Genomic DNA, 13,076 nt, shown 5'->3' on the forward strand with positions numbered 1-13,076 from the left:
CTATTCGTTGGCGAGCTCGTAGCGCAGCCAGACGGCGCCGCCCTCCAGCACCTCGCAGCTCTGCAGCGTCATCGCGGCGAGCGGCGCCGGCACGCCGGCCTCGGCGTCGCCCGAATCGAACACGCTGGGCGCGCCGCGGGCGCCGTCGACGGCCGGCACGATGGCGAGGCTGATCTCGTCAACGAGGCCCGCGCGCAGGAAGGCGCCGTTCGCACTGCCGCCGCCTTCCAGCAGCAGGCGCTCGATGCCGAGCTCGCTGTTCAGGATCTCGAGCGCCAGGGCGAGATCGACCTCCTGTCGGCCGGCAAAAATATAGGACACGCCGTCGCCGTGCAGCCCGGCGAGATGGGCGTCCGGCACCTGCTCGGTCAGCACGACGACGATCGGGTCGCCGCCGATATCGGCGCGTCCCCAGGCGATCTTGCCGTGGGCGTCGAGCACGATGCCCCAGGCGTCGGCGCCGCGCCGCGCGATCCAGGGCTTGCGGGGAAAGGGCCCGGCGGCCTGCGCCGGATAGGCCTCCTTGCGCGCGAACTCGCGGCCGGTCATGCGGCCGACCAGCCAGGCGTCGCCCTCGAGCTGGTCGTGCAGGCGCTCGAACAGGTTGCCCGCGTTGGCGCCCTTGGGCCGCCAGCGGCTGTTCAGGATGCGGCCGTCCACGCTCGAGACCATGTGGCAGATCACGTGCGGCTTCATGGCTCTCCCTCGCGACGTTGCCCGCCGAGGATCGCCCGACGGCGGGCCGATGTCATCCCGGGCGTGGCGAGGGGCGGCGAGTCCGGCCAGCCGCCCCGCAAGCAGTTCAGTGTCATCCCGAGCGACGCGAGGGATCTTTAGTTGGGCGTCGCTGAAAGATCCCTCGCTCGCTGCGCTCGGGACGACACGGTAATCGCTCGGGTGACAGGGGAATCGTCGCAGGCCGATCACTCGGGAGTGATCGGCGCCCGCCCGGGAAGGTCTCGAACGCAGGCGCACAGGATGGGATGATGGGCGGCATCAGCGATGCGGCCGCCGCCATGCGCAAGTCCCGTCTTTTCCTTCTGCTCCTGCTTCCCGCCCTCTTGCCGGCCGCGGCGTCGGCGGAAGGAAGCGACGCCGCCTACTGCGCGGCGCTGTCGGACCAGGCGCAGCGCTACCTCGTCTCCTGCGCCATCGACGGCGACAACAAGCCCGACCTCGAGACGCGGACGGCGATCGACGCCTGCAACCAGGGCCGCACCGCCGTCGGCATCGCCGTGCTGGAACGCAAGCTCCGCACCAGCGGCTTCACGCTGCCGCAGCGATAGCCTTCTTCGCCGGGCGTCGCGGCCCTTGCGGATCGCGACGCCCGATCGCCTTCACTGCCGGAAGGTCATCAGCATGGCGCCGGTGAGCGCCGAGCCGTTCACGAGGATGAACGAGCCGAGCGTCAGCAGCGCGATCAGGATCAGCGCCGCGGAGCCCATGCCCGCCAGCGCCAGGATGCCCAGCACAACCGCCGTCAGGCCGGCCACCGCCTGGATCGCGACCGAACCCGACAGGATGCCGGCCGCCATCCGCTGCGCCTCCTCGCCCAGGCCGACCATGGTCAGCCGCATGAGGTTGAGCTGGGCCGCCGAGCCGCTGCCCAGCACCAGCGCGCCGCCGAAGGCGATGACGGCGATCGCGATCAGGTCCATCGACGAAACCTGCAGCAGGGCCAGGATGCCCAGCACGATGCCGGCCGCGCCGACCAGCAGCTCGAGCGACCACGCCGCGCTGCCGCCGAGATCGGCGGCGGCCGGACGCGTCTCGCCCGGTTCGGCGACCAGGCTGGCATATTCTGTGGCGACCATGCCGCCGCGGAAGATCATGGCGACGCCGACGGCGATGGTGGCGACGGCCATGAGGAAGGTGGGCGAGACATGCGCCAGGCCCAGGATCGTGAGCACGATGGCGACGATGCCGGCGACGGCTTCCGACGCCGAAGCGCCGGACGCCGCCTTCGCGCTGTCGAAATGTCCATGATGGGTGACCGACATGTTGGTTCTCCTTTCTGCGAACGACAGGGAACTGCCTCGCGAGAACGACTTGTCGGCACGATCGAACTGCACCCGGAACGGTCGATAGCGGAACCCGTGGGCAATCAACGACGAAACGCCCTGCCGCCACGGGGCGGAGGGTGTCCCGACTCCTGCCACGCCAGATAAATGGGAATGCGGCCTTCCGGGTTACAGCCCTCGCGCGCAAAACCGGTGCGTCATCCCGCCCTACCCGGCGACATGACGGACGTTCAACCGCGGCTATCCGCCCATGTCCTTCTCGATGCCCGGTCCAACGCACAGCTTCTGGTGCGGATAGCACTTGTCCAGCCTGGCGCGCGACAGCACGACCGTCTGGCCCGGCCGGCGCTCGGTCACGCGGATCAGCCGCGAGGGGGACAGGCCGCGCACGAGCCGCGGCGGCGCAGTCTCGACCAATGCACCTTCGAAAGTGACCCGGTCGAAATCCGGCAGCGGATGAAGGTCCGTTGCGCCGAGCTTGGTCGGCCGCTCGGCGATCCATTCGGCAGTCACGCCCTCGACCGGAAAGATCCTGAAGAAGGGCAACGTGGCGAGCGCCTCCTGGGGCGCAGCAATCGGCTGGTAGAACGGAATGCCCTTCGTGACGTTGGTGATGCTCACTCCGACATGAGTGGAATCCCACACGTCGAGCGCGCATGCGACCTCGTCGCAGGCATCGAGGTCGAGACCGGGAATCAGCACAGGCGGAAACGCGTGGTCCCGCACCCACCACTGATACCAAGCCTCGTAAGTGCATCGTGGCGCGCCATCCCTCAGGATGACGGTCTGGCTGGTGCCCACCTGCGGCATCGAGAACGAGGTTCGCGCGTGGCCGTCAAGGCCGATCCAGACCGAGCAACGATACTCCACGTCGGGCAGAGCGCCTGCGGGCAATTGGACCCTCGGCACATGCCATCCGCCCAGGATTTGGCCGAAGGGTCGCCCGGCCTCGGCTTCGATGACGGCCCCCGACCAGTTGGCGCTCGTCTCCTGACGCGCGCCGCCGGTCAACCGATTGACGGCGATCCTGTAGCTGGGCAACAGCCCGCCGGGGACAGGAAACGAGAAGTCGAGCAGTCGTCCAGGCGCGCTGACGATCTTCTCCCAGATCACGAGGGCTGCCTCGTCTTCCGGTCGCGGCGGAAAGCCGTAGAGCGTGAGTTCGTCCGCCGTAGCATCTATGGCTTGAAATCCCTCTGGTCGCCGAGGCACGACCAGCAGACGCTGCCGCAGGTCGTCGTTCATGCGCGCCGCGAGCTCGTCGCGCTCGGCGTCGGTCAACATCACGCCCACTCCAACTTGGCCTCGTCCACGGCGTCACTGAACAGGCTGCAGGTATTCAGATAATCCAGCACCTTCCCTGCCAGCTCCCGCCCCGCCGCAGAGTCGCTGGGATAATGGAGGCCGGCGATCTCGCGGTTCCGGGCGATCCGCACCGCGAGCTTTTCGAGATCGTGCGATAGCGTGTCGGCAATCCCGTTCGCGCTGGGCAGGGCAAGCTCGACACACTTCGCGACCAGCCACGACTGGGTCGCATGCCCGCTGGGCCAGGAAGCATGGCCAGGGACCAGGATCGGCGGCATCAGGGCCGGGCAAAGCTGCGACGGCCGCGAACGCTTCTTGTCGTACTTGAAGTACATGACGGCGAACTTGCCGACCAGCTCGCCGATATGCAGCAGCCTGCGCGTCTTGGGATACGTTGCCGGATTGATGCCCAGCAGGGCCACGAAGAAGCTCAGGAACTCGTCGGCCTGCGCCACGATCTCACCCAGGGCGTCGGCGCGCTCGTCGATCGCCGCCTTGAGCAGATTGTCGAGCTCGGGCTTGGGGTCGGCCGGAATCTGCGAATCGCCGCCAGTCAGGGTGATCGTCATCCAGTCCGTCTTCGCGAACTGCTGCAGGACGAGCCACGACAGCCACTGCGGATCCCAGAGCATGTCCGGATAGTTCGGCAGCGTCGTAAGGTGATCGGTCCCGCCGGCGTCGAACGCAAACGGCAGGTCGATGCGATCGGGAAAGAACCAGCCGCCGCCCCCGCCGGCATTGCCGATGTTGCCGGTATTGCCGGTGTTTCCCGTGTTTCCCGTATTTCCCGTGTTCCCCGTCATGGTGTCCCCCCTTCGCGTGAACCGTCCGTCAGTCGGGCAATCCGGCCGCCCGCAGCCGTTCGATGAAGGTGTCGCGCATCTCGCCCTGAAGCGGCGTGCGCTTCGCGAAGGTGGCGAGGCTCATGCCCGGATCGAGCTCGAGCAAACGCCTCGCCATCCGGCGCGCCTCCTCCTCCTGGCCGATCGCCATCAGCGCAGCGACGAGGCAGCGGAGGTTGGAGGTCAGGCGATCGTTGTGCTTGGCCGCGCGACGACCCCACACCACGGCCTCGTCGTAGTTGGCGTTGGTGTAATGCGCCTGCGAGAGTATGTGCTCGTGATAGACGACGTGCGGACCGCGCGGCGACAGCTCGAGCCCGCGCTCGGCGCGCACGACGGCGGCCGCACCCTGACCTACAAGCCCGCGCGTGACGCTGCTCAGGGTCCAGGCCATCGCGCAGCTCGGTCCGACCTCGATGGCGCGATCCTGCAGCTCGATGGCGGTGTCGAAATCCTTCCTCAGATAGGAATAGACATGGCCGCAGATCGCCAACGCCAGCGCATCGTTCTCGTCGAGCTCGATCGCCGTGGCGGCGGCCCGTCCTGCCGCTTCTGCGTCCGCCATGATGTCGGGCGACCAGCCCTGGCCGACGCGCAGCAAGTGCCAGTAGGCCGTGTACGAATGGGCTGGCCCGTAGTGCGGGTCGTGAGAGATGGCGCTCTGTAACAGGCCGTGGGCGAGCGAGAACGACTCGTAATCCATGTGGAACAGCGGCCCCAGCGCCTGCAGCACGAAGTCGTAGGCCGTCATGTTCCGCGGATGCTTGCGAAGCGCGCGCAGCCGTTCCCGCTCGCGGACCTGCGGCGCGATCGTCGTCACCACCCGCGCCGCGATCCGCCGTTGCAGGTCGAACAGATCGGTGGTCCGGCCGGTATACTGATCGGTATAGACGATCGCCCCCGACTCGGCGTTGCAGAGCTCGGCGCGAATGCGGATATCGGGCTCGGCGCGCCGCACGTTGCCATGCAGGACGTAGCGAACGCCCAGCTCGCGGCCGATGGCGCGCACGTCGAAGGCGGGATCACGGAAGCCCAAGGTCGAGCCGCGGGCGATGACGAACAGCTCCTTCAGCCCCGCAAGAGCATGGATGATGTCGTCGACGATGCCTTCGGCGAAATACTCCTCGCCGGGCCGGCTCGGCTGCTCGGTGAACGGCAGCACGACGATCGACGCACGCTCGTCGAAGCCCGGCGCCGCGTCGGCCAGGGGCGGCGATATGGACGTGGCGTGCCCCAGGCTGAAAGCCCTGACGGGCCGGCCGATATTGCGCAGCGGCAGATCCCCGAGATCGTGCAGGGCGATACCATCTCCACCCGAGATATGCCGTGCCACCATGTCAGTGACAACGATTCCGCCCGGCTCGGCGTAGGTCTGAAGGCGCGCGGCGATGTTCACGCCGTCGCCGAAGACGTCGTGGTCCTCGACGATCACGTCGGCGACATTGACACCCATGCGATAGTTGATGCGCCGACTGAGCGGCTCCTTCTCGTTCCAGGCGAAGAGGGTCCGCTGCAGCTCGACCGTACAGTCGATAGCATCCTCGACATTGTCGAACGTCGCCAGAAAGCCGTCGCCCGTATGCTTGACGATTTCGCCGCCACGCGCCGCTATCTGCGGTCTCAGGATCTGCGACTCGATCTCCTTCATTCGCGCATGCGTGTCGTTTTCATCGACATGCATGAGACGCGAATATCCGGCGACATCCGCCGCCACCACGGCGACCAGTCGTCTCTTTCCGCCGGAACTGCCGGAGGCGGACCAACCGGCAGGAGGCGCATCGTCAGCTTGCGCTGCGACTAGACCGGGCTCCCGCATCGTTGAAAAGCCCCCTGATCCCGCGTTCCATGCTGGCGGTGTTTGCAGGGCTTCGCAAGGAAAACAGCCCAATCATTCTACACCAAAGCGCGAGCACACCCCATCACGCCATCAGGTAGGATAGCGACGGAAAAAGGAGACGACGATGAACCTCCCGCTCTCCCCGGCCGAGCCGATTGCCGTTCCCGACGAGCTGCGCGCCTGCTTCGAGCGGCAGCGGGCGGCGTATCTGGCGGCGCCGGCGCCGACCGAGCGCGAGCGGCGGGACGATCTCGCGGCGCTGGCGCGGCTTCTCAAGGAGAACCGGGATGCGCTGGTCGCCGCCATCGACGCCGACTATGGCGGCCGCTCCGCGTTCGAGACGCTGTTCGCCGAATACTTCGTCGTGCTCGAGACGATCGCGCACACGGCGAAGCATTTGAAGAAATGGATGAGGCCCGAGCGCCGGCCGATCGACGTCCTGAGCTATCCCGGCGCGCGCAACCGGGTGATCCCGCAGCCGCTCGGCGTGGTCGGCGTGGTCGTGCCGTGGAACTTCCCGCTCAACCTCTCCTTCTGCCCGCTGGCCGCGATCCTCGCCGCCGGCAACCGCGCCATGGTGAAGATGTCGGAGAATTCGCGCCGGCTGGCGGCGCTGCTGGCCGAGCTCTCGCCCAAATACCTGCCGGCCGACAAGCTCGCCTTCTTCGAGGACGGCGGCGGGCCCGATGGCGTTGGCAGAGGGCCGGCCTTCTCGTCCCTGCCCTTCGATCACCTGCTGTTCACCGGCTCGGGCGCGACCGGTCGCGCGGTGATGGCCAACGCCGCGCGCAACCTCACGCCGGTGACGCTGGAGCTGGGCGGCAAGGCGCCGGCGATCGTGGGGCCCGACTTCCCGATCGAGACGGCGGCGAAACGCATCCTCTGGGTGAAGATGCTGAACGCGGGCCAGATCTGCACCAGCGTCGACTACGTCTTCGTGCCGAAGGGCAAGGAGCAGGACTTCGCCGCTCACTGCGTGCGGCTGTTCAGGGAGCGCTATCCCGACATCAACGGGCCGGACTTCACCTCGATCATCGACCGGCGCGCGTTCGAGCGCCTGCACGCCGCGCTCGACGATGCCCGCGCGAAGGGCGCGCGGCTCATCGACCTCGCCGAGGGCCAGGCGCCCGACGCGGCGCGGCGCAGGTTCCCGCCGCATCTCGTGCTCGATCCCGGCGACGACATGGTGCTGATGCAGCGCGAGATCTTCGGCCCCATCCTGCCGGTCAGGACCTACACCGACCGCCAGGAGGTGGCCGACTACATCAACGCCCGCGACCGCCCGCTCGCGCTCTATCCCTTCACCCACGACGCCGCCCTGCGCGACTTCTATATAACGCACGTGATGTCGGGCGGCGTGTCGGTCAACGAGCCGCTCTTGCATGTCGGCCAGCACGACCTGCCGTTCGGCGGCGTCGGTGCGAGCGGCATGGGCCACTATCACGGCCGCGAGGGCTTCCTGACCTTCTCCAAGCTCCGCCCCGTCTTCCACCAGGGCCCCTTCTCCCCCATCCAGCTCCTGCTGCAACCGCCCTACGCCGGCACCCCGATGAAGATCCTGCGCCTGATGCTCAGGCTGCGGACGTGACCGACGATCCTCATGAGCGCCACTGGAGTGGCGCGCTCCGACGAGCGCTCTGCGGAGCGTGCCACCAGCGAGAAGCACGTCATTCGCTGCAGCCACTGCCGTGTCATCCCGAGCGCAGTGAGGAATCCTTTGTCGTCGCCGCGAAAGATCCCTCGCTGCGCTCGGGATGACACGACACTGGTTGAGCGCCTGCTCTTGCTTCTCGTTGGTGGCGCCAGCCCTGGGTGCAGCCGAGGGGCGCTCCGACGGGCGCTCGGCGGAGCGTGCCGCCAGCGAGAAGCAGGTCATTCGCTGCAGCCACTGCCGTGTCATCCCGAGCGCAGCGAGGGATCCTTTGTCGTCGCCGCGAAGGATCCCTCACTACGTTCGGGATGACACGATACTGGTTGGGCCCCTGCTCTTGCTTCTCGTTGGTGGCGCTCGTCGGCGGGCGGAGGCGTGCAGCGTCGGAGGAGGGCCGATATAGTCGGCGCGGCGCCCGGCGTCACAGAACAGGAGGAGATGTCTCATGGCCAAGGGTTACTGGATTGCGTGCTACCGCTCGGTGTCGGACCCGGCGGCGCTGGCCGAATACGCGAAGCTGGGCGGCCCGGCGCTGATCGCGGCCGGAGGGAAGGTGCTGGCGCGCGGCGGCACGGCCAAGGTGTTCGAGGCCGGCATCGAGCAGCGCACCGTCGTCCTCGAGTTCGAAAGCGTCGAGAAGGCGATCGCAGCCTACAACAGCGAGGGCTACAAGGCCGCCCGGGCGGTCCTCGGCAACGCCGCGGAGCGCGACCTGCGCATCGTCGAGGGCGTCGGCTGAGGCAGCCGGCCCGCGTCCGCCTCGAGAGCTTCCCCTACTCCGGCACCCGTCCGCGCACCGCCCAGGCCGTCGCGGTGTAGGAGCGCGGGCCGTCGGGCTCGCCGTCGAGATAGGCGAGCTGCACGAGGTCGTGCAGCTTCGCTTTCGCGGCGGCGTCGAGCGTACGCACGTAGTCGGCGAGCGCGCCGTCGTGGCCTTCGCAGGGCCTCCAGAAGTCGGCGAAGGAGGCGAAATCCATGCGGATGGCGAGCGTGCCGTCGACGACATCGACGAGCCCGATGTCGCGCCAGGCCTGCGCCAGCTCGCCCGGCCGCGTCATCGGTCGCACGAAATAGCGCGCCCGCCGCGCGTTGGCGTCGGGATCGATCACCGCCGCGGTGTCGAGGACGATGCGCATCATCACCAGGTTGCGCGAGTCCCAGGTCACGGCGGCCACGGTGCCGCCCGGACGCGTCACGCGGCGCATCTCGCGCGCGGCGTCCTCGGCGCGCGGGACGAACTGCAGCACGAGCATCGCGGCCGCATGGTCGAACGACGCCGTCTCGAACGGCAGGGCGCAGGCGTCGCCGGTGCGGAAATCGACCCGCGCATCGGCGTTGCGCCGCCTGGCATAGTCGACATAGGCGGGCGAGAAATCGATGCCGGTGACGCGGCCGATGGCCGGGTTGCGCGCAAGCGTGAAGGCGAGGCTGCCGGTGCCGCAACCGACGTCGAGCACATGCGCGCCGCTGTCGATGCCGGCGAAATCGATCAGCAGCGGCGCGAGCCTGCGGCTCCAGCGCCCCATCTGCAGCTCGTAGCCGTCGCCGTCGGCGGACACGAATGTCGACGAAACGGCTGTCGACGAAACGGCCATGCTCCCCTCCCCTGCCGGCCGCGATCATAAAGCCTCCGCGGGGGCGGCTCCATGGGCGTCGAGCGCCACCTGCAGCTCCGCCAGGGTCGTGGCGGGCTCCTCGGCCGGCAGGAAGATGAAATTGTTGACGTAACGGTCGAAGCGCGCGCGCGGCAGGCCGGGCGCGTAGCCCGCGATGTCCTCGCTGCGCTGCATGCGCCGCGGATCGAAGCGCTCGATCGGCGCCAGGCAATGCTGGAAGACGAAGTAGCCGCGATAGGCGCGCCGGCCGAAGAAGGCCTGGACGCGCTGCACCGCGCCCGCCCCGTGGCGCTCCTCGGCCTCGACCAGCACGCGCGGCCGGCAGCGATCGATCGTGCGTTGCGCGCCCTGCAGCACGCTGTCCTCGTGGCCCTCGACATCGATCTTGATGAAGCCGACGTCGCCCTCGTAGATCTCGTCGAGCGGCCGCGTCTCGACGGCGATGTCGCGGCACGGCGCCTCCTGCGCGGCCAGCTCGTCCGACAGCGTCGAGAGCCCGGTGACGGGCGCGCCGTCGACCACCGGGATGTGCAGCGCGGCGGTGCGCGCCTCGCGCGACAGGGCGACCTCCCTGACGACGATCTTCGGCCCGAACTTGCGCGCCAGCATCCGCGCCAGCCACGGCACCGGCTCGAAGGCATAGACGCGCCGCGAGTGCCGTCGCATGGCGTGCAGATAGGTGCCGACATTGGCGCCGACATCGATCGAGTCGCGGTCCGGCCGGCAGAGCGGCCCGACGAGGCGCAGCTCGACCTCGCCGAACCGCGCGAAATAGAACGCCTCGCACCACGCCACCATCGGCCAGGGCAGGACGGCGCGCAGCCAGACCTTGGCCTGCTGCACCACGAAGCGCCGCGTCGAGGGGCCGATGGAAAACCGGCCGATGGAAAGCCGGGCGGCGGACCGCGGGGCGACGGACAACAGAGGCGCAACGGACAAACGCATTCCATCTCAAGCGCCGGGGTTGCCGGCGGTTGCGCCCCGGGCGGTGCATAGTCCAAATGCGCGTCGCTCGGGTCTCGCGCGGAAAGGAGCACGGTGCGGGCAGCTTCATGCCCCCTGCTCCGCCTCTCATGGCGGAGAGGCGGAGAAAGGGCGCCGGACGCGGCGGCAGGCTAGGCCAGCGTCGCCAGGGCCGCCTGCACGCGGTGCCGCTGCGTCTCGGTCGTCAGGCTCGACAGCACCTTGCCGAAATGGGGATGCCGGGCGCCCGAGAGGATGAACTGCCAGCGATACGCTCGGAGGAGGCCGTTCTCGATCGCCCTCGCCTCGTCGCGAGCGACGGTCCGGCCGCAACAGCCGACGAAGTAGCCGGCATCGGCCGCGGCCTGCGCCCTCAGGATGCCGTCCACCGCCTCGACGAGATCGATGAAGTCGTCGACGGCGCGATCGCGCTCGGCCGGAGACAGCCCGGCGTCGCACCGCCGCCACTCCAGCTCGTCGAGCGTCGCATGCTGACACTCCTCCTTCCAGTGATGGAGGAAGACGTCCTTGAACAGCGGCGAGATCCCCTGGCCGTCGCGGATGCTTTCGAGATAGTGCGCCTGCGTGAACAGCTCGATGTGCAGGGTGAGCGCGAGGACCGACCATGTGCTCTTGCCCAGCACGGCGCCGGCCACGGCATCGGGATCGAAATCGAAGCGATAGCCCGCAGGCATCGCTTCGCCGATCAGGAGCTCGATGCGGCGGAACAGCGCCTGATGCTTCAGCTCCTCGTCGCTGAACCGCACCAGCGCCTCGAGCGCGATCTGGTCGCCGAACCAGTGGTCGCGGCTGAGCTCCAGCACCTTGGCGTTGATGAAGCGCTCGACGAGGCCGAAGGCATTGGCATAGGTTCGCCCCTGGACCTGGCTCAGGAAGCGCCGCTCGGGCTCTGACAGGCTCGTGAAGTCGGCGGCGAACGAGAGTCCGTCGGGCAGATACTTGTCGGCGCGGTCGAAGCTGCGCCCGCGGATCACGTCCCGGTCGATATCCCAGCGCACCCGCTGGGAGGCACTGATGCAGCGTGCGTACAGGTCGTGGGCGGGTATGGTCGTCATGGTGGTCATGGCCTGCTCCTTTCGTGCTTGCGCTCATGTCTTGATCGCGGCCGTGATGTAGGTCCGGTCCGGGCGCCGGTATATGACCGCCCGTCCGGGAGTTATGATCGGTCTGCCGGATCGACAGCGGGGAGCCGATGGACGCGCTTTCGGAAGTGCTGCGCGAGGTGCATCTGACGGGAGGCGTGTTCCTCCATGCCGAGTTCAACGCACCCTGGTGCATCACGGTGCAGGTCACGCACGAGCATTGCGGGCCGGTGCTGGGCGGGTCGTCCCACCTCATTCCCTACCACTATGTCGTGGAAGGCATCATGCACGTGCAGGTCGAGGGCGGGGAGGCGGCGGTGCTGCGCGCCGGCGAGATTCTCCTGCTGCCGCGCAACGACCGCCACACCATGGGAAGCGATCTCGCCCTGCCGCCGGCCAGCGCCGGCGAGCTGATCCAGCGCTCGTCCTCGGGCGGCCTGGCGTCGATCCGCCATGGCGGCGACGGCGCCGGCGCGCGCATGATCTGCGGCTTCCTCGCCTGCGACGACTTCGACGGCAATCCGATGCTGTCGGCCCTGCCGAGCTCGCTGACGCTCGACGTCGAGAGTGGTGACGGCGCCGACTGGATCCGCTCGACGTTCCGCTATGCCGCCGCCGAGGTCGGCGCCGGCCGTCCCGGCTCGGAGGCGGTGCTGGTGAAGCTTTCGGAGGTCCTGTTCGTCGAGGCCGTGCGGCGCCATGCCCAGAGCCTGCCGCCGAACGAGACGGGCTGGCTCGCCGGGCTGCGCGATCCGCATATCGCCCGCGCCCTAGCGCTGCTGCATCGCGATTGCGCGCGGGAATGGACGCTCGACGAGATCGGCCGCGAGGTCGGCCTGTCGCGCTCGGTGCTGGCCGACCGGTTCGCGCGCCTGATCGGCCTGCCGCCGATGCAGTATCTCGCCGGATGCCGCATGCAGCTCGCCGCGCGCAAGCTCCGCGAGTCGCAGGCCTCGCTGGCGCGGATCGCCGAGGCCGTGGGCTACGAGTCCGAGGCTGCCTTCTCCCGCGCCTTCAAGAAGACCTTCGGTGCGGCGCCGGCCACCTGGCGCCGGGTGCAGGGCTAGCCGTCGAGCCGCCGCTCCGGCCGCTCGTCCATGCAACGCGGCATGCAACGCGGGCGCTGCGGCGGCCGTTGACGGCCCGACATGGCCGCCACCCCCAAGTCCATCGGCGCGCTGGCTCGCGGCGCGCGGTGCGCGGACGCTGATCGTGACCGGCGGCGAGACCGACGTCTGCGTGCTCGCCACCGTGATGGCCGCGGTCGATCGCGGCTTCCATGTCGTGCTGCCGACCGACGCGCTGTGCAGCGGCAACGACACCAGCCACGACGCCCTGCTGACGCTCTACCGCCAGCGCTTCGGCCAGCAGATCACGACCAGCTCGACCGAGGAGATCCTGTCGCGCTGGGAGTGACGGTCGGTCGCGCAGCGTGCCACCGATCCGCCACCGCATTGCTACAACTCGCCCACACCCGTCGCCCATCGTCGCGCGCTAGGAAGAGCAGGCGATCAACGGGTGTAGCAGCATGGCCGACAATGTCGTGATCCTGTGCGAGCGGCGCGAGGCGCGGGCCGCCGAGGCGAAGACCGCCCTTCTCCACGATCTCCTGTGCAAGGCGGCCGTGGCTTCCGACGTGCGCAACCTGAGCTGGGACGACCGCTACCTGATCGCGCACGAGGTGGTCGCCGCCGCGCTCGGGCCCGGCTGGGCGATCGTCCACGAGCCGTGAGCCGCC

General features: G+C 68.7%; 13 protein-coding genes and 1 pseudogene. 6 read left to right on the plus strand and 8 right to left on the minus strand.

All coding sequences use genetic code 11. The features are described 5' to 3' along the window. Positions 1 to 696: a RibD family protein gene (locus OJF58_RS00795; RefSeq protein ID WP_300781145.1), complete on the minus strand. Its 696-nt coding sequence runs from the start codon at positions 694 to 696 to the stop codon at positions 1 to 3. Positions 697 to 986: 290 nt separating this feature from the next. On the opposite strand from OJF58_RS00795, the gene OJF58_RS00800 reads away from it, so the two are divergent. Further along, positions 987 to 1,286, plus strand: a complete 300-nt coding sequence (locus tag OJF58_RS00800; protein WP_300781146.1) for a hypothetical protein — start codon at positions 987 to 989, stop codon at positions 1,284 to 1,286. A gap of 51 nt (positions 1,287 to 1,337) precedes the next feature. Here OJF58_RS00800 and OJF58_RS00805 read toward each other — a convergent pair whose 3' ends face one another. The 4 genes from OJF58_RS00805 to OJF58_RS00820 all read right to left on the minus strand — a co-directional run bounded on the left by OJF58_RS00805 (position 1,338) and on the right by OJF58_RS00820 (position 5,984). Then, the gene (locus OJF58_RS00805) at positions 1,338 to 2,000 is read right to left on the minus strand and encodes a hypothetical protein (protein ID WP_300781147.1); all 663 of its coding nucleotides are present in this window, start codon (positions 1,998 to 2,000) and stop codon (positions 1,338 to 1,340) included. Positions 2,001 to 2,261: 261 nt separating this feature from the next. Continuing rightward, the gene (locus OJF58_RS00810) at positions 2,262 to 3,305 is read right to left on the minus strand and encodes a G1 family glutamic endopeptidase (RefSeq protein WP_300781148.1); all 1,044 of its coding nucleotides are present in this window, start codon (positions 3,303 to 3,305) and stop codon (positions 2,262 to 2,264) included. Then, positions 3,305 to 4,129, minus strand: coding sequence for a hypothetical protein (locus tag OJF58_RS00815; RefSeq protein ID WP_300781149.1), 825 nt, complete (start codon positions 4,127 to 4,129; stop codon positions 3,305 to 3,307). Before OJF58_RS00815 ends, OJF58_RS00810 begins: the two co-directional genes overlap by 1 nt. A 28-nt stretch (positions 4,130 to 4,157) precedes the next feature. Further along, entirely contained in the window at positions 4,158 to 5,984 is a 1,827-nt protein-coding gene (locus OJF58_RS00820; RefSeq protein WP_300781150.1) for an adenylate/guanylate cyclase domain-containing protein, read from the minus strand. Positions 5,985 to 6,129: 145 nt separating this feature from the next. Here OJF58_RS00820 and OJF58_RS00825 point away from each other — a divergent pair, with 145 nt between their 5' ends. Further along, complete coding sequence (locus OJF58_RS00825) at positions 6,130 to 7,593, plus strand: coniferyl aldehyde dehydrogenase (protein ID WP_300781151.1); 1,464 nt, start codon at positions 6,130 to 6,132, stop codon at positions 7,591 to 7,593. A gap of 508 nt (positions 7,594 to 8,101) precedes the next feature. Beyond that, positions 8,102 to 8,395: a DUF1330 domain-containing protein gene (locus OJF58_RS00830; RefSeq protein ID WP_300781152.1), complete on the plus strand. Its 294-nt coding sequence runs from the start codon at positions 8,102 to 8,104 to the stop codon at positions 8,393 to 8,395. A 34-nt stretch (positions 8,396 to 8,429) separates the two neighbouring features. Here the strand turns inward: OJF58_RS00830 and OJF58_RS00835 are convergent, their stop codons facing one another. The 3 genes from OJF58_RS00835 to OJF58_RS00845 form a co-directional block, all read right to left on the minus strand. Beyond that, positions 8,430 to 9,251 carry a class I SAM-dependent methyltransferase gene (locus OJF58_RS00835; protein ID WP_300781153.1) on the minus strand — a complete coding sequence of 274 codons (822 nt, stop codon included), beginning with the start codon at positions 9,249 to 9,251 and terminating at the stop codon, positions 8,430 to 8,432. 24 nt (positions 9,252 to 9,275) lie between these two features. Then, positions 9,276 to 10,217, minus strand: a complete 942-nt coding sequence (locus tag OJF58_RS00840) for an FkbM family methyltransferase (protein ID WP_300781154.1) — start codon at positions 10,215 to 10,217, stop codon at positions 9,276 to 9,278. A gap of 170 nt (positions 10,218 to 10,387) precedes the next feature. Continuing rightward, positions 10,388 to 11,320: a hypothetical protein gene (locus OJF58_RS00845; protein WP_300781155.1), complete on the minus strand. Its 933-nt coding sequence runs from the start codon at positions 11,318 to 11,320 to the stop codon at positions 10,388 to 10,390. Positions 11,321 to 11,448: 128 nt separating this feature from the next. Between OJF58_RS00845 and OJF58_RS00850 the strand changes: the two genes are divergently transcribed. From OJF58_RS00850 to OJF58_RS00860, 3 genes and pseudogenes are all read left to right on the plus strand, one after another. Beyond that, positions 11,449 to 12,405: an AraC family transcriptional regulator gene (locus tag OJF58_RS00850; protein WP_300781156.1), complete on the plus strand. Its 957-nt coding sequence runs from the start codon at positions 11,449 to 11,451 to the stop codon at positions 12,403 to 12,405. 115 nt (positions 12,406 to 12,520) lie between these two features. Next, positions 12,521 to 12,754, plus strand: a pseudogene (locus tag OJF58_RS00855) (isochorismatase family protein); the annotation flags it as partial. A gap of 112 nt (positions 12,755 to 12,866) precedes the next feature. Beyond that, positions 12,867 to 13,070 carry a hypothetical protein gene (locus tag OJF58_RS00860; protein WP_300781157.1) on the plus strand — a complete coding sequence of 68 codons (204 nt, stop codon included), beginning with the start codon at positions 12,867 to 12,869 and terminating at the stop codon, positions 13,068 to 13,070. Positions 13,071 to 13,076 lie beyond the last annotated feature (6 nt).

It is taken from the genome of Enhydrobacter sp. (assembly GCF_030246845.1).
In the GTDB taxonomy this organism is placed as follows: domain Bacteria; phylum Pseudomonadota; class Alphaproteobacteria; order Reyranellales; family Reyranellaceae; genus Reyranella.

Coding starts and splice junctions, on each gene's coding strand:
- OJF58_RS00860 (WP_300781157.1), top strand. CDS start 12,867: ATGGCCGACAATGTCGTGATCCTGTGCGAGCGGCGCGAGGCGCGGGCC.
- OJF58_RS00845 (WP_300781155.1), bottom strand. CDS start 11,320: ATGACCACCATGACGACCATACCCGCCCACGACCTGTACGCACGCTGC.
- OJF58_RS00800 (WP_300781146.1), top strand. CDS start 987: ATGGGCGGCATCAGCGATGCGGCCGCCGCCATGCGCAAGTCCCGTCTT.
- OJF58_RS00830 (WP_300781152.1), top strand. CDS start 8,102: ATGGCCAAGGGTTACTGGATTGCGTGCTACCGCTCGGTGTCGGACCCG.
- OJF58_RS00850 (WP_300781156.1), top strand. CDS start 11,449: ATGGACGCGCTTTCGGAAGTGCTGCGCGAGGTGCATCTGACGGGAGGC.
- OJF58_RS00810 (WP_300781148.1), bottom strand. CDS start 3,305: ATGTTGACCGACGCCGAGCGCGACGAGCTCGCGGCGCGCATGAACGAC.
- OJF58_RS00820 (WP_300781150.1), bottom strand. CDS start 5,984: ATGCGGGAGCCCGGTCTAGTCGCAGCGCAAGCTGACGATGCGCCTCCT.
- OJF58_RS00795 (WP_300781145.1), bottom strand. CDS start 696: ATGAAGCCGCACGTGATCTGCCACATGGTCTCGAGCGTGGACGGCCGC.
- OJF58_RS00815 (WP_300781149.1), bottom strand. CDS start 4,129: ATGACGGGGAACACGGGAAATACGGGAAACACGGGAAACACCGGCAAT.
- OJF58_RS00825 (WP_300781151.1), top strand. CDS start 6,130: ATGAACCTCCCGCTCTCCCCGGCCGAGCCGATTGCCGTTCCCGACGAG.
- OJF58_RS00840 (WP_300781154.1), bottom strand. CDS start 10,217: ATGCGTTTGTCCGTTGCGCCTCTGTTGTCCGTCGCCCCGCGGTCCGCC.
- OJF58_RS00805 (WP_300781147.1), bottom strand. CDS start 2,000: ATGTCGGTCACCCATCATGGACATTTCGACAGCGCGAAGGCGGCGTCC.
- OJF58_RS00835 (WP_300781153.1), bottom strand. CDS start 9,251: ATGGCCGTTTCGTCGACAGCCGTTTCGTCGACATTCGTGTCCGCCGAC.